21 protein-coding genes are annotated in these 24,100 nt (G+C 73.5%); 3 read left to right on the top strand and 18 right to left on the bottom strand.

Going from position 1 to position 24,100, the window contains the following annotated elements; translation table 11 throughout:
- Positions 1–31: 31 nt before the first annotated feature.
- Together IE311_RS28695 and IE311_RS28690 are read right to left on the bottom strand one after the other, a co-directional pair.
- Positions 32–661 carry an HAD family acid phosphatase gene (locus tag IE311_RS28695; protein ID WP_189834748.1) on the bottom strand — a complete coding sequence of 210 codons (630 nt, stop codon included), beginning with the start codon at positions 659–661 and terminating at the stop codon, positions 32–34.
- Between the two features lie 211 nt (positions 662–872).
- Positions 873–1,985, bottom strand: a complete 1,113-nt coding sequence (locus IE311_RS28690) for a CaiB/BaiF CoA transferase family protein (protein ID WP_189834747.1) — start codon at positions 1,983–1,985, stop codon at positions 873–875.
- Positions 1,986–2,141: 156 nt separating this feature from the next.
- Between IE311_RS28690 and IE311_RS28685 the strand changes: the two genes are divergently transcribed.
- Positions 2,142–2,558, top strand: coding sequence for an organic hydroperoxide resistance protein (locus IE311_RS28685; protein WP_189834746.1), 417 nt, complete (start codon positions 2,142–2,144; stop codon positions 2,556–2,558).
- A 246-nt stretch (positions 2,559–2,804) separates the two neighbouring features.
- Here the strand turns inward: IE311_RS28685 and hemL are convergent, their stop codons facing one another.
- The 13 genes from hemL to IE311_RS28620 all read right to left on the bottom strand — a co-directional run bounded on the left by hemL (position 2,805) and on the right by IE311_RS28620 (position 17,384).
- On the bottom strand, positions 2,805–4,106 hold the full coding sequence (hemL, locus tag IE311_RS28680; protein WP_189834745.1) for a glutamate-1-semialdehyde 2,1-aminomutase: 1,302 nt from the start codon (positions 4,104–4,106) through the stop codon (positions 2,805–2,807).
- Entirely contained in the window at positions 4,103–6,157 is a 2,055-nt protein-coding gene (locus IE311_RS28675; RefSeq protein WP_189834744.1) for an acetate--CoA ligase family protein, read from the bottom strand. Before IE311_RS28675 ends, hemL begins: the two co-directional genes overlap by 4 nt.
- Complete coding sequence (gene hemA, locus IE311_RS28670) at positions 6,154–7,515, bottom strand: glutamyl-tRNA reductase (RefSeq protein WP_189834743.1); 1,362 nt, start codon at positions 7,513–7,515, stop codon at positions 6,154–6,156. Before hemA ends, IE311_RS28675 begins: the two co-directional genes overlap by 4 nt.
- 4 nt (positions 7,516–7,519) lie before the next feature.
- Positions 7,520–8,539: a porphobilinogen synthase gene (gene hemB / locus IE311_RS28665; protein ID WP_189834742.1), complete on the bottom strand. Its 1,020-nt coding sequence runs from the start codon at positions 8,537–8,539 to the stop codon at positions 7,520–7,522.
- A 97-nt stretch (positions 8,540–8,636) separates the two neighbouring features.
- A complete protein-coding gene (locus tag IE311_RS28660; RefSeq protein WP_189834741.1) occupies positions 8,637–9,437 on the bottom strand; it encodes an aspartate/glutamate racemase family protein in 801 nt (266 codons plus the stop codon).
- Complete coding sequence (locus IE311_RS28655) at positions 9,406–10,656, bottom strand: FAD-dependent monooxygenase (RefSeq protein WP_189834740.1); 1,251 nt, start codon at positions 10,654–10,656, stop codon at positions 9,406–9,408. Before IE311_RS28655 ends, IE311_RS28660 begins: the two co-directional genes overlap by 32 nt.
- Entirely contained in the window at positions 10,653–11,474 is an 822-nt protein-coding gene (locus IE311_RS28650; RefSeq protein ID WP_229902225.1) for a maleate cis-trans isomerase family protein, read from the bottom strand. The genes IE311_RS28655 and IE311_RS28650 overlap by 4 nt, the downstream gene beginning before the upstream one ends.
- 193 nt (positions 11,475–11,667) lie before the next feature.
- A complete protein-coding gene (locus tag IE311_RS28645) occupies positions 11,668–12,150 on the bottom strand; it encodes a tautomerase family protein (protein WP_229902224.1) in 483 nt (160 codons plus the stop codon).
- A gap of 92 nt (positions 12,151–12,242) precedes the next feature.
- Positions 12,243–12,800 carry a LuxR C-terminal-related transcriptional regulator gene (locus IE311_RS28640; RefSeq protein WP_229902223.1) on the bottom strand — a complete coding sequence of 186 codons (558 nt, stop codon included), beginning with the start codon at positions 12,798–12,800 and terminating at the stop codon, positions 12,243–12,245.
- 235 nt (positions 12,801–13,035) lie between these two features.
- On the bottom strand, positions 13,036–14,061 hold the full coding sequence (locus IE311_RS28635; protein WP_229902222.1) for a DMT family transporter: 1,026 nt from the start codon (positions 14,059–14,061) through the stop codon (positions 13,036–13,038).
- 194 nt (positions 14,062–14,255) lie between these two features.
- On the bottom strand, positions 14,256–15,191 hold the full coding sequence (locus tag IE311_RS28630; RefSeq protein WP_189834738.1) for a LysR family transcriptional regulator: 936 nt from the start codon (positions 15,189–15,191) through the stop codon (positions 14,256–14,258).
- A 31-nt stretch (positions 15,192–15,222) separates the two neighbouring features.
- On the bottom strand, positions 15,223–16,140 hold the full coding sequence (locus IE311_RS28625; protein ID WP_189834737.1) for a TIGR03619 family F420-dependent LLM class oxidoreductase: 918 nt from the start codon (positions 16,138–16,140) through the stop codon (positions 15,223–15,225).
- A complete protein-coding gene (locus tag IE311_RS28620; protein ID WP_189834736.1) occupies positions 16,137–17,384 on the bottom strand; it encodes an MFS transporter in 1,248 nt (415 codons plus the stop codon). Before IE311_RS28620 ends, IE311_RS28625 begins: the two co-directional genes overlap by 4 nt.
- 195 nt (positions 17,385–17,579) lie before the next feature.
- On the opposite strand from IE311_RS28620, the gene IE311_RS28615 reads away from it, so the two are divergent.
- Positions 17,580–19,229 (top strand): glutamate--tRNA ligase, encoded by a 1,650-nt coding sequence (locus IE311_RS28615; RefSeq protein ID WP_189834735.1) that lies wholly within the window; start codon positions 17,580–17,582, stop codon positions 19,227–19,229.
- Positions 19,230–19,288: 59 nt separating this feature from the next.
- Here IE311_RS28615 and IE311_RS28610 read toward each other — a convergent pair whose 3' ends face one another.
- The 3 genes from IE311_RS28610 to IE311_RS28600 form a co-directional block, all read right to left on the bottom strand.
- On the bottom strand, positions 19,289–20,674 hold the full coding sequence (locus IE311_RS28610) for a hypothetical protein (RefSeq protein ID WP_189834734.1): 1,386 nt from the start codon (positions 20,672–20,674) through the stop codon (positions 19,289–19,291).
- A gap of 18 nt (positions 20,675–20,692) precedes the next feature.
- Positions 20,693–21,655: a hypothetical protein gene (locus IE311_RS28605; protein ID WP_189834733.1), complete on the bottom strand. Its 963-nt coding sequence runs from the start codon at positions 21,653–21,655 to the stop codon at positions 20,693–20,695.
- A 69-nt stretch (positions 21,656–21,724) separates the two neighbouring features.
- Positions 21,725–22,210 (bottom strand): hypothetical protein, encoded by a 486-nt coding sequence (locus IE311_RS28600; RefSeq protein WP_189834732.1) that lies wholly within the window; start codon positions 22,208–22,210, stop codon positions 21,725–21,727.
- A 663-nt stretch (positions 22,211–22,873) separates the two neighbouring features.
- Between IE311_RS28600 and IE311_RS28595 the strand changes: the two genes are divergently transcribed.
- A complete protein-coding gene (locus IE311_RS28595) occupies positions 22,874–24,100 on the top strand; it encodes an RCC1-like domain-containing protein (RefSeq protein ID WP_189834731.1) in 1,227 nt (408 codons plus the stop codon).

The following is a 24,100-nucleotide window of genomic DNA, read 5'->3' as shown; positions in this document are numbered from 1 at the left end:
CGGGGGGACGTCGCCCGCGCCGACACCGGTCTCAGGAGAGCTGGCCGTCGTAGTTCGGCAGCTTGACGTCGCGCTCGGAGTGCCCGCCCTCGAAGTCCGTGGCGTTGTTCCCGATGTTCGCGATGATCGTGTAGCCCTTGGCCTCGATGTCGGCCCGCTTCGCCGCCTTGTACTCGCCGGTGCTGCCGAACAGGTCGGAGAGCGACCGCTGGTACAGGCCCGTCACCGGGTAGCCGGCGTGGGTGAGGTTCGCCTTGGTGACGAGCTCGATGATCCCGGGCCGGGCGGTGACGAAGAAGACGGCGACACCGCGGTCGTGGGCGTAGCGCGCGAGGTCCAGCACGGGCGCGACGGCCGGGGTCGGCGGGAACGGGTGGAAGTGCGTCTCCAGGGACGTGTTGTCGATGTCCAGGACGATGGCCTGCTTCTGGCCGCCCTGGGCTATGCGGTTCTCGATGTGGGGACGGGCCTCACCGACGACGGCGCGGACATCGGCGTCCCAGGTGGCGTAGTCGACGCCGGCGGCGGCCGTCACGGCCACCGTGCGCTGCTCGGCGCCCGCCGGGGCCTGGGCGACCGCCGTGCCGGTCGCTCCGAGCACCGTCAGTGCCGCCGCCGCCAGAACGGTGCCCAGACGCGTCTTCCGTGTTGCCGCAGTCATGCTTCCTCCGTGTTTCGGGCCACGGCCGGGCGGCCGTGGTCACGGCAGGACGCTAGGACGGGAGCGGCGGGCGGGGCGACGCCCGTGACCACAAGCGGTGACGGTCCGTCGTCCCAAAGGCTGAGATGGTGCGGGCGGGTGTCCGGTTGTGCTCCGGATGGGCGTCCGCTGACAGCTAGCTGCCAGGTGGCGGGGCGCGGTGGCGGGCTCGTCACCGCCACTCGGCGAGGACCTCTTCGGTGTGCTCGCCGGGGAGCGGGGCGCGGCCCGGGGTGCCTGCGGGGGTGCGGCCGAAGCGGGAGGGCGGGGCGGCCTGGCGGGTGCCGCCGATCGTCACGAAGGCCTCACGGTCGGCGAGTTGGTGGTGCTCGGCGGCCTCGGCGGCGCTGAGGACCGGGGCCACTCCGGCGTCCACGGCGTCGAAGAGCTTCACCCAGTGGTCGCGGTCCCGGCTCGCGAACCGGGCGGCGATCAGTGCGCGCAGCGCGGGCCAGGCCGCCGGGTCGGCGCGGTCGGGGAGGGGGTCGCCGTCGGTTCCGGCGTCGGCGCCCGTGTCGGCGCCGGCGAGGCCGAGCTGCTCCAGGAGGTTGCGGTAGAGCCGGGGTTCGATGGCGGCGACCGCGAGGTGGCGGCCGTCGGCGGCCCGGTAGAGCGCGTAGTGCGGGGCGTCGGTGACGGTGTGGTTGCCGGGGACCTCGCGCCACTGGTGGATCAGGGTGGAGATCAGGGCGGCGCCGTCGGCGAGGGCGGTGTCGACGACCTGGCCGCGGCCCGAGCGCTCCCGCTCGTGGAGCGCGGCGAGCAGTCCGTGGACATGGGCGTTGGCACCGCCGGCGAAGCTGGAGAGGTACGCGGTCGGCGGCGGCACCGGGTCTCCGGTTGCCGGGTCGGTGTCGAGGGCTCCGGTGAGGGCGAGTACCGCCAGGTCGTGGGCGGCGCGTCCGGCCCACTCGCCCTGCTGGCCCCAGCCGCTGACCCGTCCGTACACCAGGCGGGGATTGCGGGCGAGAGCGGCCTCGGGGCCGATGCCGAGGCGGTCGGCGACGCCGGGGCGGAAGCCCTCGACCAGGATGTCGGCGTGCTCGGCGAGCGCGAGGGCCTGCTCGACGCCCTCGGGGCTCTTGAGGTCGAGGGCGACGGAGCGACGGCCTCGGGAGAGCGGGTTCTCCGCCGGGCGCGGGTCGTCGGGGCCGGGGGCCGCGCCGGGCGTCCGGTCGATCCGTACGACATCGGCGCCGAGCCCGGACAGGACGGTGCCGACGAACGCGGTGGGCGCCGAGCCCGCGAATTCCAGTACACGCACTCCGGTCAGCGGTCCGGGCATGGCCAACTCCCTTGATCTGCATGGTCTACGACGCGTTCCACGCTATTGCGGGCGCGGGTGGAAGGGACTGCGGAGATCCGTAGCGCCCGGAATTCGGCGGCGCCCGAGACTGGGGGAATTCCCTTTCTCCTTCTCCGATTCCGAAAGGCATGACACATGGCCGTCGTCTACACCGCCGAGGTCACCTCCACCGGAGACGGGCGCAACGGCGCCGTGCGTTCCTCCGACGGGCTGCTCGACCTTCCGCTGTCGAGCCCCAAGGCCGTGGGAGGGTCCGGCACCGCCACCAACCCCGAGCAGCTCTTCGCCGCCGGCTATGCCGCCTGCTTCCACAGCGCGCTCCGGGTCTCCGCGCGCGAGTCGCGGACCGCGCTCACCGACGACACGGTGGTCGCCGAGGTGGCGCTGCACAAGGAGGAGAGCGGATTCCGTCTGTCGGTCGTGCTCACCGTCGGACTTCCCGGTCTCGACGCCGCGGAGGCGCGTCGGCTCGCCGAGGCGGCGCACGGACGGTGCCCGTACTCGAAGGCGATCCGGGGGAATGTGGAGGTGCGGGTGAACCTCGCCGCGTAGTCCTCGCGGAAGAACGCAGAAAAGCCCCCGTGGTCCGGCACGGGGGCTTTTCTGCTTTTCCGTTGTGTACGCCCCGGGGCCGGATCGCGGACCCCGGGCTGCCGGAGAAACGGGTGAGTGTCCCCGGGCCTGGGCCCTGGGCCCCGGGTCGGGACCCAGGGCTCAGGGATCGGGGCTCAGGGATCGGGGCTCAGGGATCGGGGCTCAGGGATCGGGGCTCAGGGATCGGGGCTCAGGGATCGGGGCTCAGGGTGTCGCCGCCGCCGCGGCGGCCGCCGCGGCGGGCAGCGCCTCGACCACCCGGCCGACCGCCCGGTCGTCGTGGGAGGCCGAGACGAACCAGGCCTCGAAGGGCGAGGGCGGCAGATAGACACCGCGGCGCAGCAGCTCGTGGAAGAAGGGCGTGTAGCGGTACGACTCCGTGGCGCGGACCCCGTCGAAGTCGACGACCTCGTCCTCGGTGAAGAAGACCGAGAACATGGTGCCGGAGTACTGGACCCGGTGCGCCACACCCTCCTTGGTCAGGGCGGCCGAGACCTCGCGGCCGAGGGTGGCCGAGACCTCGTCGAGCCGCTCGTACACCTCGGAGGTGCTGTGCCGGAGGGTGGCGAGGCCGGCGGCCGTGGCGACCGGGTTCCCCGAGAGGGTGCCCGCCTGGTAGACGGGTCCGGCGGGGGCGAGGTGCGCCATGACGTCGGCCCGTCCGCCGAAGGCCGCCGCGGGGAAGCCGCCGCCCATCACCTTGCCGAAGGTCAGCAGGTCGGGGGCGACACCGTCCCGCCCGTACCAGCCGGAGCGGGTGGCCCGGAAGCCGGTCATCACCTCGTCGGAGACGAAGAGCGCGCCGTGGCGGGCGGTGATCTCCTTGAGGCCCGCGTTGAAGCCGGGCAGCGGCGGGACGGCGCCCATGTTGCCGGGGGCGGCCTCCGTGATGACGGCGGCGATCTCGTCGCCGATCTCCGCGAAGACCTTCTCGACGGAGGCCAGGTCGTTGTACGGCAGGACGATCGTGTCGCTCGCCTGGGCGCCGGTCACCCCCGGGGTGTCGGGCAGGGCGAAGGTGGCGAGGCCGGAGCCGGCCGAGGCCAGCAGCGCGTCCACATGGCCGTGGTAGCAGCCGGCGAACTTCACGACCTTGCCGCGTCCGGTGAAGCCCCGCGCAAGCCGGATCGCCGACATCGTCGCCTCGGTCCCGGAGCTGACGAGGCGGACCTGCTCGACGGGGGCGACCCGCTCGACGATCTCCTCGGCGAGTTCGACCTCTCCGGTGGACGGCGCCCCGAAGGAGGTGCCGTGCTCCAGGGCCCCGGTGACCGCCTCGACGACGGCCGGGTGGCGGTGGCCGAGGATCATCGGGCCCCAGGAGCAGATCAGGTCGACGTACTCGTTGCCGTCGCTGTCGGTGAGGTACGGGCCCTGGGCGGAGGCCATGAAGGGCGGGGTGCCGCCGACGGCGCCGAAGGCGCGGACCGGGGAGTTGACGCCGCCGGGGGTGACCCGGCGGGCCCGCTCGAAGAGTGCCTTGCTGGCCGTTCCTCCGCCGCTCATCGGCCGGCCTCCTCGGGGGTCTCGAAGCCGAGGGCGGCGTCCAGGACGACGGCGCCGCGCGGCAGGACACGGACCGGGTTGAGGTCGAGGGCGAAGCCCGCGGGCCAGTCCTGGACCAGCTCGCCGACCCTGTGGAGGAGTTCGGCGGCGGCCTCGACGTCCACGGCGGGGCGCCCCCGCGTCCCGGCGAGTATCTTCGCGCCGCGCAGCCCGGCGAGGAGTTCGGCCCCCTCGCCGGGGGCGAGCGGCAGGAGCCGGTGGCCGACGTCGTCCAGGACCTCGGTGAAGATCCCGCCGAGTCCGGCGGTGAGCACGGGGCCGAGGTCGGTGGTGTGGACGCCGACGATCAACTCGACCCCCTCCCGGACCAGTTCCTCGACGAGCACCTGGCCGCCGAGCGCGGCGAGCCGGGCGAACGCCTCGGGCGCGCCGTCGGCGGTGACGCCGATCTCCACGCCACCGGCCTCCGTCTTGTGGAGCAGGCCCGGTACGACGGCCTTGAGCACCGCCGTGCCGCCGGCCTCCGTCACGGCCCGTGCCGCGTCCTCGGCGTCCTCGGCGATCCGCCCCTTCGGCACGGCGATCCCGGCCTCGGCGAGGAGCCGCTTGAGCTCCGGCTCGGTCGTCCCGGCGCCGGGGCCGGGCACGGTCCCGGGACGGGGGGCGTCCGGCAGGGTCCGGGGCCGGCTGACCTCCCAGAGGGCGGCGGCGGCCCGCAGGGCGCGGGCCGGCGTCGGGTATTCGGGGAGTCCGGCCTCGCGCAGGTCGCGCGGGGCGTCGGGGGCGAGGAAGTCGGCGCCGGTCCGGGCGACGAGGATGGGCTTGCCGCCCTTCACGGCGGCCCGGGAGAGGGCGTTGACGGCCTTCTCGACGTCCGGTCCCGCCATGACGCAGAAGGCGGCGACGATGATGTCGACGGTCTCGTCGGCGATGAGGACGTCGAGGGAGCGGTCGAAGAGCGAGGGGTCGCTGAGGACGGTGGCCGTGATGTCGACGGGGTTGTCGATGGCCCCGAAGGCGGGGACGATCTCGGCGAGCGCCTCCTTGCTGCGCGGTTCCAGGGCGCTGAGCTCCAGGCCGTGGGCCTCGACGGCGTCGGCGGCGAGGATGCCGGAGCCGCCGGAGGTGGTGACGACGGCGACACGGTTGCCGGCGGGGCGCCGCTCGGACTCGAAGACCCGTGCCACGTCGAGGAGTTCGTCGATGTCGTCGACCCGGACGATGCCGAGGCCGCGCAGGGCCGCGTCGAGGACGCGGTCGTCGGTGGCGAGGGCGCCGGTGTGCGAGGCGGCGGCCCGGCCGCCCGCCTCCGTACGGCCCGACTTGAGCAGCGCGACGGGCTTGCCCGAGCCGGCCAGCTCACGGAGGGTCCCGATGTCCGGGGTGTCCTCCAGGTAGCCGAGGAGACCGCTGACTTCGGGGACGGCGGCGAGTTCGCGCAGGACCTCCAGCGCGGTGACATCGGCGTCGTTGCCGGTGCTGACCACCCAGCCGGGTCGCAGCCCCCGCTCCAGGGCGAGGCTGGCGGCGCCGAAGCCGAGGGCGCCGCTCTGGCTGACGAAGGCGAGGGTGCCGGGCTCGAAGGGCACGGACTCGGCGCCGAAGAGGGGGCTGAAGGTGGCGAGGACCCGGTTCTCGTAGGCGACGGCGCCGATGCAGTTGGGGCCGATGATCCGCAGGCCCCCGGCGCGGGCCCTGGCGACGACCTCCGCCTGGAGGCGGGCGCCCTCCTCCCCGGTCTCGGCGAAGCCGGAGGAGGCGATGACGGCGAGCTTGACCCCGGCGGCGACGCAGTCGTCGACGGCGCCGGGGACCCGCTCGGCGGAGACCATGATCAGCGCCAGGTCGACGGGGCCGGGGGCGTCCTTCACGCTGGGGTACGCGGGAACGCCGAGGATCTCCGGGGAGCGCGGGTTGACCGGCAGGACGCGGCCCTTGTAGCCGTAGCGGAGCAGGTAGTCGAGCGGCTTGCGGCCCAGGGCGCCGGGGCGCTCGCTGGCGCCGATGACGGCGATGGATCCGGCTTCCCAGAGAGCCGAGATGTCACTCATGCGATGGCCTCGATCTTCTTCTCGTTCGGGTCGTGCTCGTGGGGTTTCTGCGGGGTGTCGCCCTCGGCCTCCGCCGCCGCGAAGAGGCGGGTGAAGGCGGCGATGTGCCGGGCGCCGTCCGGGTCCGCCGCCAGCTCCCGCACCAGGACGGTGGGCTGGTGCAGCGCCTTGTCGACGATGCGCCGTACGCTGCGGTCGATCTCCCGCCGTACCGCGCCGTCGACGCCCTCCAACCGGCGCGCCAGCCGGTCGAGTTCGGCTTCGGCCGCCTCGGTCGCCGCGGTCCGCAGCGCGGTGAGCACCGGCTTGGCCCCGGCGAGGCGCAGTCCGGTGCGGAACTGTTCGACCTCCGCGTCGATCAGCTCGTGCGCGGCCTGGACGCTGGCCGCCGAGATCTCGTCCTCCTGGCCCTCCTCCGCGATCCGGCGCAGGTCGACGAAGGTGACGCCGGGCAGCTCCGCCGCGCCGGGCGCGATGTTGTGCGGCAGCGACAGGTCGAGCAGGAACAGTTCGCGGCCGTTCCGGGCGGCGAGCGCCTCCTCCACCTGCCGGGCGGTGACGAGATGGCCGGTGGCGGCCGTCGCGCCGACCACCACGTCCACCTCGGTGAGCAGCCGGGGCAGATCCGTCAGGTCGTACCCCACTCCCCCGGTGGTCTCGGCGAGCCGCTGCGCCTTCTCCGGCGTGCGGTTGGCGACGTGCACCCGGTCGAGGCCGGAGCGGCGCAGCGCGGCCACGACGACCCCGGCGAAGGCGCCGGCGCCGATGACCAGGGCCGTCTTGCCGTGCAGGGAGCCGACGCGGCGTTCGAAGAAGCCGAGTCCGGCGGTGGCGAGCGAGCGGCCCGCCTCGTTGAGTCCGGTCTCGTTGCGGGCCCGCTTGCCGACCCGCAGGGCGGTCTGCACGGCCTTGGCGAGGACCCGGCCGGTCCGGTCGAGCCGCTGGGAGCGTTCGAGGCCGAGTTTCACCTGCCCGAGGATCTGGTCCTCGCCGACCACGACCGATTCGAGTCCGGAGGCCACGGCGAAGAGGTGGCGCACGGCCCCGTCCGCGTGGTGGCTGTAGAGGTGCGGGGCGATCTCCTCGTGGTCCACGCCGGTGTGCTGGGCGAACAGCTCGCCCAGGCCGGTGAGGCCACCCGGGTCGCCGGCGCCGTCGGGGCCGCCCCGGGTCTCGGCGTAGATCTCCAGTCGGTTGCAGGTGGAGACGACGACGGCGGCGTCGATGCCGTCGACGGAGGTCACGTCGGAGACGAGGTCCTCGGCCGGCCGGTCGGTGCCGGCGAGTCTCTCCAGGAGGTCGAGCGGGGCGCTGGCATGGCTGATGCCGAGGACCAGCATGGTGGAGGAGGGGCTCACCGGGTCACCGGTCCAGCGTCTGGGCGAACTCGGAGGCCCAGTAGGTGATGATCTGGGTGGCGCCCGCCCGGTGGATGGAGGCGAGGCTCTCGCGGACGACCTGGTCGCGGTCGATCCAGCCCTTGGCGGCGGCCGCCTCGACCATCGAGTACTCGCCGGAGACCTGGTAGGCGGAGACGGGCACCTGCACGTGGTCGGCGATCAGCCTCACGATGTCGAGGTAGGCGAGCGCGGGTTTCACCATCACCAGGTCGGCGCCCTCGGCGACGTCCAGCGAGACCTCCAGGAGGGATTCGCGGATGTTGCCGGGGAACTGCTGGTAGCCCTTGCGGTCGCCGCGCAGGGTGGACTCGACGGCGTCCCGGAAGGGGCCGTAGAAATGCGAGGCGTACTTGGCGGAGTAGCCGAGGATGGCGACGTTCTGGTGGCCGGCCCGGTCGAGTGCCTCGCGGATGCGGCGCACCTGGCCGTCCATCATGCCGCTGGGGGCGACGATCTGGGCGCCCGCGTCGGCCTGGACGACGGCGGCCCGGGCGTACAGCTCGATGCTGGCGTCGTTGTCGACGTCGCCGTTCGCGTCGAGGACTCCGGTGTGGCCGTGGTCGGTGTACTCGTCGAGGTTGATGTCGCCGATGATCACGGTGGAGTCGCCGACCTCGGCGACGACGTCGCGCAGGGCGACCTGGAGGATTCCGTCGGGGTCGACGGCGCCGGTGCCGGTGGGGTCCTTGTGCTCGGGGATGCCGAAGAGGATGAGTCCGCCGACCCCGTTCGCGACCGCTTCGGCGGCGGCCTTGCGGAGGGTGTCGCGGGTGTGCTGGAAGACGCCCGGCATGGAGGGGATCTCCCGCGCCTCGGTGAGGCCCTCGCGGAGGAAGAGGGGCTGGACGAGGTTGGCGGGGCCGACGCGGGTCTCGGCGGCGAAGCGGCGCAGCGCGGGCGTGCGGCGCAGCCTGCGGGGGCGGTAGTAGGGGGCGGCGGGGTCGGTGGCGGCGGTGTTGCGGCCGTAGGCGTCGTACGTCATGGGCGTGACTCCTTCGAGGGCGTGGCGGCGTGCGGGCGCGCGTGGGGGTGCGGGTGCGGGACGGCGAGGGCGCACAGGGCGGCGGACACGGCATCTCCTAGAGGGCCTCGCCGAGGAAGACCTGTTCCAGGTGCTTGGCGACGGGCTCCTCGGGGCGGCTGAACCAGTAGCCGTGTCCGCTGCGCTGGAAGAGCTTCAGCTCCCCGAGCTGGACGAGGGTCTCGGCGAGCTTGACGGCGAGCCCGGCCGGGTCGATCACGGGCAGGCCGTGCAGCTCGTGGATGCCGAGGTGCCAGAGGATCTCGTTGGGGATGCCCTCGGCGGGGATGATGACCTCGGCCCCGGCCCGGGCGGCCCGCTCGGCGGCGGCCGAGTACACCTCGACGAACTGGTCGAAGTCCCCCTCCAGGGAGCGGTGCACGGAGTCCCAGCCGCCGGGGACGACCTCGTAGGAGCTGAGCGAGGACTCCAGGCGGTACTGCCGGATGTTGGCCCGGATGGGCTCCTCCAGCGGCGGCATGAAGCCGAGGACGCCGAAGCGCTGCCCGGTGAGCGCCGACAGGAAGAAGGCCGTCTCGCCGTACCCGAGGGTCGGGATGGAGGCGAGGTGACGGGCGTCGCGCAGCCCGGGGTCCTGGCCCGCGGCGATCACCCAGGCGTCGTAGCCCTCCCGCTCGGCGACGAGCGCGGACTCGGAGAAGTGCCGGCTGAAGAGCACCTGGGCGGAGTGGTGGCCGACGAGCCCGAAGGGTGTGGCGTCGGGGTAGGTGTCGGCCGGCAGGGTCTTGATGTCGACGGTGGTGCCGGGTGCGGCGATCGCGTCCAGGTGCGTGCGATACCACTCGTCGAGCAGCGGCAGGCGTCCCTCAACGGTGTGCTTGTGAAACCAGATCCGCATGTGCCTCACCTTTCAGTGGTCGTGGTGCGACGTCGAGAAGTGATGCCTTGAACAGGTAGTCGGCGGCCGCGTGGGGGTCTTCGGCGGTGCGCCGCAAGGAGGCCAGCCGGGACGGGAGTTCGGCCGCCCTGTCCAGTCCGGCCGTACGGGCCTCGCTGCGCGGGATGACGGCCGTCTCCACGACGGAGCGGCGGCGTTCGAGGGCCGCGTCGAGCGCCGTCTCGCCCTGGGCGTCGCCCCGCAGGACGGCGGCGAGCGCCCGGCCGGTCTCCACGGCGTCGTGCAGCCCGCAGTTCATGTTCAGGCCGCCGGCGGTGGAGGTCAGATGGGCCGCGTCCCCGGCGAACAGCACCCGACCCGCCCGGTAGCGGGGCAGCAGGAACCGGGCGAGCCGGTAGGTGTGCGCGTCGGCGACGCGCACGGCGCGCCCCGCCGCGCCCGGCAGCGCCTGCTCGACCCTGGCCCGTACGGCGTCCGGTGCGAGCACGGCGTCACGGTCCGTGCCGCGCGGGATCCGGAAGATCAGCCGCCAGTGGTCGGGCATCCCGAGCGCGCTGAACGAGGCCCGCGCGTCCCGGACGTACGCGAGGGCGGCGAGCCCGGGGACCAGCTCGTCGAGCGGTGTCCCGGTGACCACGCGGAGCGCGTAGTCCGGGTACTCCTCGGCCGTGCCGGGGAGTCCGGCGAGCTCGCGCAGCCTGCTGCGGCTGCCGTCGGCCGCCAGGACGTACGGGTGGCGGGTGACGGTGGTCCGCCCCGCCGCGTCCCGGGTGCGCAGCCGCACCCCGTCTCCGCCGTCCTCGGCCCCGGTGACGGTGGCCCCGAACCGGATGTCGGCGAGACCGGTCGCGTGCAGCTCGGCGAGCAGCAGCGGGGTGAGCCGGGCCTGTTCGACATGGAGCCGGTACGGGTGGCCGGTGTGCCCGGAGAGCACGGAGTAGTCCAGCTCGGCATGGACGAGGCCGTCCAGGTCGCGCCACTGGACGCGGTCGACGGTACGGCCCTGGCGGCGCAGGGCCGCGGCGACGCCGAGTTCGTCGAGGAGGTCGAGGGTGGAGGGGTGGAAGGTGGACGCCCGGGACTCGGTGGCCAGGGTCTCCCGGGACTCCAGGAGGGTCACCGGCACGCCGGTTCTGGCGAGGACGAGCGCGGCGGTCAGTCCCACGGGGCCGGCGCCGACAACGGCGACGGGTCCGCGGGAGGCGGAATCGCCGCTCACGACACGGCCACGGCATCGAGGCCGGAGGCCGGAGCGCCTTCCCGGGCGGCGGCCGGCCCGCCGGTCCGCGTGCCGGCCCGGGCACCGGTGCGCTCGGCCAGCCGGCGCAGCAGCGGGTGGGCGTCCGGGCCCTCGGCCGGCAGACCGAGGGTGTCCCGGGCCCACCAGGCGCTCGCCAGGTTGGAGGTGAGCAGGACACGTCCGCTGTCGCGCCCGAGTTCGGCCAGCGCGTCGAAGGTGAACATCCCGGTGCCGGTGAACAACAGCGTCGCGTCCTCCGGGAGTTCGGCCTCCCGGACCTGCGCGACGAGCTCCTCGGTGGTCACGTCGTACGGGGAGAAGCGGGCACCGGCCCGGATCTTGACCACCCGGTCGACCGTGAGGCCGGCCGACTCCCAGTAGGCCTCGGACAGTTCGGTGAGCCAGGGCTCGTACGGCGAGATCAGGACCAGCCGCTCGGCGCCCACCGCCCGCGCCGTGTCGAGGATGGCCAGCGCCGCCGACCGTACGGGGGCTCCGGCGCGCTCGGAGAGCTCCGCGCAGAGGGCGCGGTCGCCGTCCGGGGTCAGCAGGTAGTGCGATCCGGTGCAGGAGACGACGGCCGCGTCGAGGCGCAGCCCGCCGAAGTTCCCCAGCACCTCGGGGAGCACGTCGTTGTACTTCTCGAGCCGGCCTCGCAGGTCTTCACCGGGAAGTACCGGGAATCGCGAGGTGTGGACATTGAATGCGGGACTGACGAGGCTGCCGATCTCGGGTTCGGCGGCGGCATTTCCCGAAGGAACCACCACACCGAGTCGCGGCGCCGAATGCAGAGCCATGAACGAGTCTCTCCCATCCGTCGGTGCCATTGACATCACCGTATGGCCGGAACGGCTCGCACATCGATACGGGAATCCGCACCCGCGGCCGGATCCCGATCCGGCCGTGGAAATACGAACGGCGTCGCACCGTGAATTACGGTGCGACGCCGTGCGTCCGGAATGGGGAATCCCCGGGAATACCGAAACGAATTCAGTCGGCCTGTACGGCGGCGACCCCGGAGGCTTCGGCGGCCCCGGCAGGCCCGGAGGCCCCGGCAGCCTCGGCGGCCTCGGCGATGAACTCGTCGATCTTCGCGCGGCGGGTGAGGCCTCCGTTCACGGCCCAGTTCCCCTCCGGGATCTCGTTCACGACGAGCCAGACGACGGTGTCGGGACCGGTCGCGTCCCGCACGTGCCGGGTCACCTCGACGGAGAGGGCCTCGTTGCGCTCCGGAGTGAGGAAGCCCTTCAGGGGGGTGACGACGACCAGGACGCCCGGGCCCGTGCCGGCCGCCGCGGTGGTCGCGAGCCCCTTGGCGGCCTCCCGGACGTACACCCAGGTCGCGGCGGCGAAGAAGTCGGTGCGAGGCAGCCCCATGGCCGTCAGTACGGACTCGGCGACCTGCTGCTGCAGGACCTCCGCGGCGGCCTCGGAGAGGGTGCCCTCGGGAACGGTTATCTCGACCAGCGGCATGACGACTCCCCAACATGTGTGCGTACGGATACGGGTGCGCGTGCGGTGTGGGCGCGCGCGAGTGCGGGTGCGGGCGCGGGTGCTGCGGAGAGTCAGCAGGCGAGCGCGGCCTCGAAGCGGTCGATGGCGGCGGCCAGCTGGGCACGCCGGCGGATGTCGAGCTTCCGGTAGATCCGGGTGATGTGCAGCTCCACGGCCCGCGTCGACACCGTGAAGGACTCGGCGATCTGCTTGTTGGTCAGTCCGTCGAGCATCATCGTGGCGATGCGCCGCTCGTGGGCGGTCAGTTCCTCACGGACGGCGGCCTCCTCACGGACGACCGGCGGGGCGGGCGCGGTGACGGCCGGCGGGACGAGGGCCGTGACGCCCCCGCGTATTCGCTCATGGGTCCCGGCCCCTCCGGTGGTCCGCTCCAGGCCGGCGAGCACCACGTGCCCCATGACCGCGTTCCACTCCCGGACCCGTAACTCGCCGAAGACCTGGGCCTGTGCGTACGGGTCGGCGTAGAGGACCCGTAAGAGCGTGCGGCGGTCCGGTGCCTCACAGACCAGGAGTTCCCCGGTGCCGTCCCGCCAGGGGCCGCCACCGAGCAGGATGCCGCGCGCCGCCATCCTTTTCCAGTAGGTCCGGTGAGCCTCTCCGAAACTCAACCGGTCCGTCTCATTGCCACGGAAAACGAGTTCGACCACAAAAGCCACGTACGACTCCCCCATAAAGGCCGGGTGTTTCCACTTCTGACGCTACCATCCACCACCCGTCCCATTAATGAACACAATGTTGCGGGTGGTGGCCCGGTATTTCCTGAGGGAATGACGCCGGCCCGGCCGCCGAGGACGGCCGGGTGGCGCACTGCGCACTGCTGTGCCGGTGTTCGGCGCGGGCCCGCTATTCGGCCGCCGCCGCACTCGATACGGAGGCGGCCCCGGACTTCGACGCGGACCCGTCCCCGGGCGCCGGCCCGGACCCGTCCCCGTGCTCCGCCCCGGCCGCCGGCTCGGGCGTCCGATCGGGCGTCGCCGCGGCCGCCGGCTCGGCCGCCGGCCGCGGCTTGCGTCGCAGCAGACCGGTGGCCGCGAGCACCGCCACCGCCCCGAGCCACACGGTCCAGCCGAGCGGCTCGCTCAGCACCACGGCCCCCAGGACGACGGCGACCGCGGTCATCAGATAGGTGACGGTGGAGGCCACGGTGGGCCCGTCCTTGATGATCAGCTCGAAGTTGAGCAGCGCGGCGAAGCCGGTGCAGACCACACCGAGGACCAGGACGGAGATCACCGAGTCGGTGCGCCAGGTGACGGCCTGGAGCCCCAGGAACGGGAAGGCGACGAGCAGCAGCACGGTGGCCGCGCCGAGCTGTCCGCCCGCGAGCATCAGCGGCGGAATGCCCCTGCCCACCAGGTACTTGCCCATGTACGCGAAACTGGCGCCGAAGCTGATGGAGCCGAGGACGAAGCAGAGGATGCTCCAACCGGTCCCGGCCGAGGTCGAGTTCCACGGTGAGGCGATCAGCGCGGTGCCGCCGAGGCCGAGCAGCACACCGCCCGCCTTGAAGCCGGAGACCTTCTTCTCCTGGCCGAGCAGCAGGGCGGCGGCCAGGGTCCAGATCGGCGCGCTGCCGTTGACCACGGCGGCGACGCTGCTCGATCCGGCGATCTCCCCCTCGGCGTAGAGGGTCCACGGGACGGCGTTGCCGAGCAGCGCGGCGACGGTCAGATGGCCCCAGGTGGCGGCTTCCCTGGGGAGCCGGAGCCCCTTCGCGTAACCGATGGCGAGGATGACGACGGCGCCCAGCGCGAGCCGGATCAGCACCATCTGCACGGGTGAGAAGCCGTACCCGGCGATCTTGATCCACAGGAAGACGGAGCCCCAGATGAGGCTCAAAGCGGCGAGCCGCGTGTAGGTGGCTTTGGACATGGGTGATTCCCGCTCTCCGAAGACAGGGCTCGGCCGGCTCGGCCAGGAGTTGGAAGAAGAAGTGAGGGGACGCGCGGAGCTCTCCGCGGCACGGGAACGAGCCTCGCAGCGGCGGTCGGACGGGTCCAGCAACGTCTGGTGGACGGTACCGTCCACGAGCCGTGGCGGATCGGGGACTCTCCCCCGGCCGCGGGTCAGCCCGCGACGGCCGCCCTGGCCGCCGTGCGGAGCGCGTCCAGGACGGCGGCGATCTCCGGGGAGGTCTGGCTGCCCTCCCGGACGGCCGCGAAGACCGTACGGGAGGGTGCCCGCTCGCTGAACGCGCGGATCGTCACCTCGGGCCGCGGGACCGGCTTGGCCAGCCGCGGCACCAGCGCGACCCCGAGGCCGAGCCGCACCGCCGCGAGCGTGGCGTCCCAGTCGCCGATGGCGTGGGAGGCCTGCGGGGTGAACCCGGCCGCGGTACACGCGGCGACGCCGATGTCGTGACAGAGGCCCGTGGTGGCGAAGATCCAGGTCTCGTCGGCGAGGTCGGCGAGGAGGAGCCGCTCGCTGCCGAGCAGCCGGTGGCCGGCGGGCAGGGCGATGTCGAAGGGGTCGTCGCAGAGCGCGATCCGGTGGAAGCGGCCGTCGGAGCGGCCGTCCTCGCCCGCCGCGCCCGGGGTGCGGGTGGTGTCGGCGGAGATGACCACATCGGTCTCCCCGCGCTGGAGCAGGGAGAAGCTCTCCGGCGGGTCGACCTCGGTCAGTGAGGTCCGCAGCAGCGGCCGGGTCTCCCTCAGCCGGGCCACGGCGGGCAGGATGAGCGCCGACAGGGTGGTGGAGAAGCCGGCGACGGCCACTTCCGCGTGGTCGCCGCTCCGGTGGGCGGCGAGCTCCGCGCGCATCTGCTCGACCTGGGTGAAGACGGCGTCGGCGTGCCGGAGCACGATCCGTGCCGCGCCCGTGAGCCGCAGCCGGCGCCCGGACGGTTCGGTGAGCGGCACGCCCAACTCCCGCCCCAGGGCGCTGATCTGCTGCGAGACGGCCTGCGGGGTGAGGTGGAGTGCCTGGGCGGCCGCGCTGACGGTGCCGCGTTCGCTGAGTTCCCTCAGCACCCGCAGCTTCCTCAGGTCCGGATAGTCGGTCACGCCCGCACCTCCTCCCGCCGCCGCCGTCCGGTCATCGTACGCAGCCGGCGTCCACGTCGATGACCTCCTTGGCCAGTGTCTCCAGGACGTCGAGGTCCCGGGCGGTGCGGCCCGCCTCGCGCCGGTCGCCGGGGTAGGTGGGGTCGAGGACGACGGACCGCGCACCCAGGTCCTGGAGGAGTCCGAGGTCGTCGGCGATCTGTGCCGGGGTGCCCTCGCCGAGGAGCCGTCCGGGGCCGAGGGGCCGGGAGGTGACGCGGAGTTTGATGCGGGGGCAGAGGTCGGGCACGGGCCGCTCGTGTTCCTCGGCGACCTGCCGGAGCGTGGGCAGCCCGACGCCGAGGAGCCAGTCGCCGGAGACGGAGGTGGGGTGCCAGGCGTCGCCGAGGCGGACGGCCCGGCGGAGCGCTCCGTAGCTGTGGCCGCCGACCCAGACGGGCGGCCCGGGTCGTTGCACGGGCAGCGGCCCGGTGTGGACCTCGCGGAAGGAGACATGGGCGCCGTCGAAGGAGGCGACCTCGTCCGCCCAGCAGGCCTTGATGGCGGCGAGGTACTCGTCGCTGATGGCGCCGCGCTTGCGGTAGGGGACGTCGAGGACGGCGAACTCGCGTGCGGCCCAGCCGGCGGCCGCGCCGAAGACGAGGCGCCCGTTGCTGAACCGGTCGATGTTGGCGGCGACGCGGGCGGTGTGCACGGGATGCCGGTACGGGAGGATCGTCACCGTCGTACCGAGGCCCACGGTCCTGGTGATCCCGGCGAGCCAGGCGAGGGTCGCGAAGGGGTCGTAGAACGGGGCGGGGAAGAGGTGCTGCACGTCGGGGGTGAGCGCCACGTGGTCGGAGACCATGGCGTAGTGGTACCCGATCGACTCGACCCGCAGCGCCCAGTCGGCGAGGGCGTCGGGGGTGGCCTCGGGCCCGTAGTTGGGCAGATTGACGCCGAATTTCATGGGGCGTTCCTTTCCGGGGCCCCGGCCGCGGTCGCGCCGCCCGCGGCTCCGGTCCCGTTGGCGTGGTCCGTGGTGCGGCGGCCGGTCCGGGCGTCGCGCCGGGCGGGGCCGCGCACCGCGGTGAGATGGAAGAGGACTCCCGCGAGCGCGACCCCGGCGGCCGGGAGCGGAAGCCAGCGGGCGTCGAGCCCGTGGGCGAGGGCGAGGCCGCCGAGCGCGGAGCCGACGGCGCCGCCGAGGTAGGTGGCGGAGCTGTTGAGGCCGACGGCGGCGGCCCCGTTCCCGCCGTCCCGGGCGAGCAGCCGGTGCTGCTGGGGGACCACGAAGGCCCAGCCGACGGCGCCCCAGACGAGGAGGGGCACCAGGACGAGGCCGGGGACGGATCCGGTCCACGGGAGCAGGGCCAGCGCGCAGCCGAGGGTGCCGAGGAGGGCGACGGCGAGGGCGGCGGGTTTCCCGGTCCGGTCGACGAGGGTTCCGGCGAGGAGGCTGCCGCAGACGCCGCCGATGCCCCAGACCCAGAGGTACGGCACGGCGCTGCCGACGCCGGCGGTCCGGTGCAGGACCGGTTCGAGGTAGGTGTAGAGCCCGAGGCTGGCGACGGTCTGGGTGAAGGTGACGGTGACGACCACGGCGACCCGGGGCCGGGCGAGGGCGCCGAGCCGGGCCCGCAGGGAGGGCGCGGCGGCCCCCTCGACCGGGGGGAGCGCGGCGGCGACGCCGGTCAGGGCGACGACGCCGAGGCCGGTGATCAGCCAGAGGGTCGTCCGCCAGCCGGAGTCGGCGGCGACGAGCAGTCCGAGCGGCACGCCGAGGACGGTGCCGGCGCTCATCCCGCCGAGGACCAGCCCGAGGGCGCGTCCGCGCCGCTCGGGCGGGACGAGGGCGACGGCCGCGGTGGCCGCGGCCGGGACGAACAGTCCCGCTCCGGCTCCGGCCAGGGCGCGGGTGCCGAGGAGTCCGGCGTACGAACCGGTGAGCGCGGTACCGGCGTTGGCGAGGACGAAGACGACGAGTGCGGTGACGAGGACGGTACGGGTCCCCCAGCGGGCGAGAACGGCGGAGAGGAGCGGCGCGGCCAGGGCGTAGCAGAGCGTGAAGGCGGTGACGGACTGGCCGGCGAGGGAGACGGAGACATCGAGGTCGGCGCCCATGCCCGGGAGCAGTCCCGCCATCGCGTAGGCGTCGGTCCCCACGGCGAAGGAGCCGAGTGCGAGCAGGGCCACCCCGCGTGTGCCGCCCATCGCGCCTCTCCTTCTCCGGGTCCGTCCGAGCCGTTCGGAACGCTCCTGGGGACGCTACTGACCGCGCGTCCCGCTCGGGGCGCCCGACGCCGAAGAGGGTTCGGGGTTCCGCAGCCTCGCGTCTCCGCTCCTCTCGAATCGGCCGGTCACGGCCCTACGGTGGATCGATCGAGGAACCCCAGGAGGGAGTCCACCGTGCTCGACCTGTCCGTCATCAACGCGATGTTCCCGCCCGATCTCCCGGAACCGGCCGACTGGGAGCGCCGCTTCGCCCCGCGTGACCTGCCGGCGGGTGCCGAGGTGACGCGCTTCGCCCCGAGCCCCACCGGTCATCTGCACATCGGCGGTCTGTACACGGCGGCCGTCGCGCGCGCCCTGGCCCACCAGTCGGGCGGCGTGCACGTGCTGCGCGTCGAGGACACCGACCGGTCGCGGCGGGTGGCGGGGGCGGCGGAGGCGTTCTCCCGGCTGCTCGGCGCGTTCGGGCTCGCCCCGGACGAGGGCGGGGCCGCCGGGGACGGCGCGTGGGGCCCGTACCTCCAGTCGGAGCGGCGGGACGTCTATCTCAGCCATGTGCGCGAACTGCTGCGGCGGGACCGCGCGTACCCCTGCTTCTGCGACAAGGACCGGCTGGCCCGGAGCGCGGTGGAGCAGCGGGCGGGGCGCTCCCCGCTCGGCTACTACGGCCGGTGGGCGCCGTGCCGGACGCTCGCCCCGGAGGAGGCCGCGCGGCGGCTGGCCGCGGGCGAGCCGTACGTGGTGCGGTTCCGCTGCCCGTACGAGTTCCCCGGGCGGGTCCGTTTCACGGACCGCATCCGTGCCTCGGTGACCATGCAGGACAACGGCAACGACATCGTGCTGCTCAAGTCCTCGCGGGAGGAACTCCCGCTGCCCACCTATCACTTCGCGCATGTCGTGGACGACCGTCTGATGCGGGTGTCACTGGTGGTGCGGGGCGAGGAGTGGCTGTCCTCGACGCCGGTCCATCTCCAGCTGCACGCGGCCCTGGGCTTCGAGCCGCCCGCGTACGCGCATCTCGCGCCGCTGATGAAGGCGGAGGGGCCCTCGCGCCGCAAGCTCAGCAAGCGCAAGGACCCCGAGGCGTCGGTGGACTACTACCTGGCCGCCGGGTATCCGCCGGCCGCCGTCCAGCACTATCTGCGCGGTCTCGCCAACATCCGGCTCATGGACGTGCCCACGGCCGAGGCGCTCGCCGCCACCGTCCGGCTCGACGGCATGCGCCCGTCGGGCCCCCTGCTCGACCTTCCCAAACTGCACTCCCTGAGCCGGGAGTTCATCGCCTCGCTCGGCCCGGACGAGCTGTACGCGCAGCTCCTCGCCTGGGCGGAGACCCACGACCCGGAGCTCGCCTCGGTTCTCGCCCGCCACCGGGCCCTGGCCCTGGCGGCGGTGGCCGTGGGCCGCCCTGAGGGCGCGCCCGCCCGGAAGGACCTGGACCGCTGGTCCTGCTTCCGCGACCGCTACGGCTTCTTCTTCGCCGAGCTCTTCGGCCCGGCGCCGGGCGCCGACGACGACCGTTACGGCGGCCTGGACCCGCGGCTGGTGCGCCGGATCGCCGCCGAGTTCGCCGCGGAGGCGGCCGGGGCGGCCACCCCGCAGGAGTGGTACGGCACGCTCCGGACGCTCGCCGCGCGGCACGGCCACGCCCCGGACACGGCCTCCTGGCGGCGGGACCCCGGGCGCTGGGCGGGACCGCCGAGGGAGATCGCGAACGTGGTGCGGGTCGCGCTCACCGGCGCCACCCGCAGCCCCGACCTGTTCGCGGTGGCCCGCGCCCTGGGCCCGGACGAGGTGCTGCGCCGCCTCACCGCCGTGGCGGGGTGAGGCGGCCGGATCCGCGGGCGCGGGTCGGTCCGGCCTCATGCTCCGGTCCGAGGCGCGGGTCAGTTCAGCGGCATGCTCCGGTCCGAGGAGCGGGCCCCGGGCGCGGCCGGCGCCGGGATCTTGAGGAGCCCCTTGTCGCTGGAGCTCGCGGGCGCGTCCGCGCCCACCGGGGTGGTCGTCATGGGCCGGGCGGCGGCGCAGCGCTGCTTCTCGGCCTCCGACATGGGCCCGGTGCGCTGGAGCAGCCGGTCGGGCACGGCCCGCGAGGGTCCGTCGACGACGGCGTGCAGCCGGTAGTCGTCCTTCTTACTGACGAACCAGCCCTCGACGCGCTCGCGGCTCGGCTGCATCTCGACCCAGCTGACCTCACCGGGCTGGATCTTCTCGACGACGGTCCGCTGGTCGCTGCTGAACCACTGCCAGGGCCGCTGCCAGCCCTTCTCGTACGCGAGGGCGAACTGGGCGGCCATGGGCCGCTCCTTGGCCCGCTTCTCGTCCTCCGTCCGGTCTCCCGAAGTGGGCAGCCTGGCCACCTCGTTGAGCGCGAGGCCCGCGTCGGCGTACGTCTGGGAGATGCTGTCGTGCGCGCGCTCGGAGTACGAGAGGAGCCGGGAGTGCTCCAGGGCGTTGCGGGTGCAGTTGACGAAGGCCTCGCCGACGACCCGGGCCCGGTCGTAGTAGCGGAAGGACATTCGGCTGTCCGGCCGGAAGACGCAGGCGTTCTCGCCGTTGCAGGCGGCGGCCGCGTTGTGGAGGGTGCTCTCGCGGTCGTTGCCCTTGTACGCCTCCGAGGTCCCGAGCGCGGTCTTGCTCACGGTCCTGTCGAGTTCCGGCGGCACCTCGACCGCGCGGACGCGGGCGATCATCGGTGAACAGGTCACATGGGTACGGGAGTCGGTGACCCGGGAGGTGAAGGTGAGCAGCGGCTCGTTCTCGCTCGCGGTGAAGACGTAGGCGCGTCCGGTCCAACGACCCTTGCCCGGCGTGCCCTTCACCCGGTCCGGATCGCCGGCGGTGGTGACCTCCTGGACCGCCCCGCCGGAGGCGACGACGGCGTACGGCTGGCCGGCGACGACCTGTTCGCCGGTGCACTCCTTGGAGACGGCGGGGCTGTCCTCGTATCTCACGGTGACCCTGGCCCCCGCGCGGACTCCGCGCAGCCGCTGCTGAAGGGTGTTGCCGTCCTTCTGGAGGGCGACGCCGTGGGAGGCGTCGGTGCGTCCCGAAGCGGTGGGCGAGTAACGCTGGTTGAGGCCGGTCCAGTGGTCGATCCCGACGGTGGTGGGACCGTCGCCCTTCATGACGGGGTCGGCGAAGTCGCCGTTGAGGACGGGGACGGCCTGCTCGGCGGCGGCGGCCGAGGCGAGGGAGGAGAGGGGGGCGAGGGGGAGCAGTAGCCCGGCGGCGCCGAGGACGGCGAGGGCCGGGAGCACGGTGCGGTTCATGGTGGCGCTTCTCCCGGTTCAGTGGGCGGCGGGCAGGACGACGACGCTCTTCGGCTCGGCGCCCGGGGGCACCGCCCGCGCGGCGGGGACCTCGGCGGCGGAGACCGGGCCGGGGCCGGGAGCGGGAGGGACGCCCGGGCCGGGAGCCGGGGTGGGTGCGGTGTTTCCGGTGGGCCGCGTACCGCCGCAGACGCCGCTGGCCGCGGCGTACGTCTGGGCGATGAACGTGCTGCTGGTGACCGTCGAGGGGCTGTCCACGACGATGCCGATGATCCGTTGCCCGGTGTCGGCGACGAGGCTGCCGGCCACGCGTCGCATGGCGGCGCTCGCGCCGAAGACGAGCATGTCGTGCGGCTTGACGGTGGTCTTGTAGGCGGTCACCTCGGTGGTCTCGACCGTCCACGACTTGGAGTACGTGGCCTTGAAGGCGGCCTGGAAGGCGAGGCGCGCGCTCAGCGAACCCGAGGCCGTGGCGCCGCCGGCGACCGAGGTCTTGGCGGTGTTGGTCGACGTGGGGCCCTTGGAGAGGTCGGGCGTCTTGTTCTCGCTGGAGACCTCGCCCGTGAGGTTGGTGCTGACCGTGCCGGTGGCGCCGACGGTTCCCTCGGCGGTGATCTGACCGGAGATCTCGCCGCCGATGTTGTCGGTGGTGCCGGTCCTGAGGGTGACGGTCCGCTCGACGGCCATGTCGCTCTGGGTGCAGTTGATCACCGCGTTGCCGAGGGACTTCACGGTGGTGACGTACTCGCGGCCCAGCTTGCGGTCGATGGCGAAGGTGCAGGCGTCGCGCTTGGTTCCGCAGTACTTCAGGACGTCGCCGATCTCGGCCGGGCGTCCGTCGGCGGTGAGGGCACGGGGTACGGGGGTCTCGCCGGGCCCCTCCTCGGCGGCACCGGCGGGCGGTGCGAGGGAGACGGCGGCGAGGCCGAGGAGGACGGAGAGGGCGGGCAGCAGGGCGGCGCGGCGATGGCACGCGGGCATGACGGGGAATCCCTTCGGGACGGAGGGGAGGGAGGGGAGAAAGGAGCGGGGACGCGCGCGGGGAGCGGCTCAGTCGCCGAGGAGGCTGCAGAGCTGGTCGACCGGGAAGGGGGACTGTCCCGGGTCGGTGGACCCCTGCGGCAGCGAGCCGGGGAAGGACTCGCAGGTGGAGGTCACGGCCTGGGCCGCGTTGTTCGTCGGCTCGGGCTCGTTCGCGGAGATGGTGTCGGTCATGTCCTTGACGCCCTGCTCCTCGGCGGCGCCCTTGCCGCCGGTCAGCTTGCCCATGCAGGAGGACGAGCCGGGCGGGCACTCCTTGAGCTTCTCCCCGGCCGCCTTGATGTCCTTGTCGGCCTGGCCGGCGGCCTCCTGGGTCTTCTTCTGCTGCTCCTCGATCTCCTTGGCCTCCTTGGCGTTGGCCTCCTTGTCCAGGCAGGCCTGGTCCTCGGGCTTGCACTCCTCCGCGTACGCGAGGGGGGCCAGGGGCAGCGCGAGGGCGGCGACGAGGACTCCGGCGCCCAGCAGTCGGCGCGCGAAGGTCTTCCGTTCGGGCATGGGAACTCCCTTGGGACAGGGGTGATTTGGTGGGCTCGGCAGGGGATGCCAGGGGCGGACAGGGGACTGTCCTCAAGATCACCGAGCGCAACCAGACGCTAGCCGCCGGGGCCCCGGCGCCCCGGCAGGACACACGGTGCGGCGCGCTCCCCGGGGGCCGCTCACCACTTCGGCGGAGCGCACTCGGAGCCGCCCGGACCGGCCCCGGCGGAGGCTTCGCGGGGTGGGCCGCGCCACGCCTCCGTACACCCGTGGGCATGGAATCCGGCGCGGAGCCGAGACGGTCGGCGGCCGTGCGCGGCAGGGTTCCTCACTCCCCCGGCCGCCGCCGTTCGGCGGCCCGCCGCGGGCGCCGTCCGCGGCTCGTCCCGGGGCTTGTGGAGGGGCGAATGCGCCCCTGCGGCGGCGCCCCGAACGGAGGTCCGGCAAACGGGTGTTTCAGTGATTCCGGCTCGCCTCGGTGATCATTCTCGGACAGTCTGCTGATGTGCCCGGCGGCCCGTCCCGGCCGCCGCACCCGGCCGTGGGCGCCCCATGCCCAAGGGCCCGGCACGACGTGTTCGCATGACCCGCGACCGGCCCGTGCACGCCTCCGCGCTCCCCGCGGACGCCACCGGCCGGACGCAGCCCTCCCGTATGTCCCCGTCGAAGGAGAGCAGAGCCATGTCCCGTTCACGACGCAGTCCCTCGCGCACGACGCCGCGCGCCCGGCGCTTCGCCGCCGCCGCCGTCACCGCGGCGGCCCTCACCGCCCTGCCGGCCCTCGCCCCCGCGGCGAACGCCAACGAGGGCAATCCGACCGTGCTGAGCTGGGGTGCCGGCCGCACCGGCCAGCTCGGCAACGGCACCCTCGCCGACAGCCTCAGCCCGTCCTCGGTCACCAGTCTCTTCCGCGGCGACGTCGACCAGCTGTCGGGCGGCGGCACCTCGTCCGCCGACTCGTTCGCCCTGGCCCGTACCGACAAGACGGTGAAGTCCTGGGGCCACAACTCCTCCGGCCAGCTCGGCAACGGAGGCAACACCAACCAGACCGTGCCCACCACCGTCCCCCGCCTCACCAACATCAAGGACATCGCGGCCGGCGGGAAGCACGCCCTCGCCCTCGACACCGGCGGCCAGGTCTACTCCTGGGGCGACAACGCCTACGGCCAGCTCGGCAACAACCGCACCGGCGACAGCCGTACGGTCCCCGACCGCGTCCAGGGCATGCCCAAGGTCAAGCAGATCTCGGCCGGCTGCGACTTCAGCCTCGCGCTCCTGGAGAACGGCAAGGTGTACGCCTGGGGCCGCGGCATCCACGGCCAGCTCGGCAACGGCACCCGCGCCACCAGCTCCGTACCCCGGCAGGTCCTCGGCCTGGAGAACATCGTGGAGATCGACGCCGGCTGCCACCACGCCCTCGCGCTGACCGCCGACGACACGGTCAAGTCCTGGGGCTACAACCTCTACGGCCAGCTCGGCAACTCCTCCACCAAGTCCGCCACCCTCCCCGTCGACGTGGACTGGATCGAAGGCGTCTCCGACATCGAGGCGGGCGCGTTCCACAACTACGTCAAGACGAGCGACAGCCATGTCTGGGGCTGGGGCAACAACCAGTACGGCCAGCTCCTGGAGGGCGACGAGGCCTTCGACTCCAACGTCTCCCGCACCAACCGCACCGCCCCCGTCGAGATCCCCCGCCTCGAAGGCGTCCAGCACCTCGCGGCCGGCGCCCGGCACGGCGTCGCCGTCACGGCTGACGAGGTCTTCACCTGGGGCCACAACGGAGAGGGCCAGCTCGGCAACGGCACCACCGTCGCCCGCTACGAGTCGGTGAAGATCCTCAACGAGGGCTCGGCGATCAAGGCGGTGGCGGTCTCCCTGGGCGGCAACACGACGTACGCGTACTGA

Source organism: Streptomyces zaomyceticus, assembly GCF_014656215.1.
Taxonomy (GTDB): Bacteria; Actinomycetota; Actinomycetes; order Streptomycetales; family Streptomycetaceae; genus Streptomyces; species Streptomyces zaomyceticus.
Note: the sequence above shows the minus strand (reverse complement) of the source record. Positions and strands in the feature narration are given on the sequence as shown.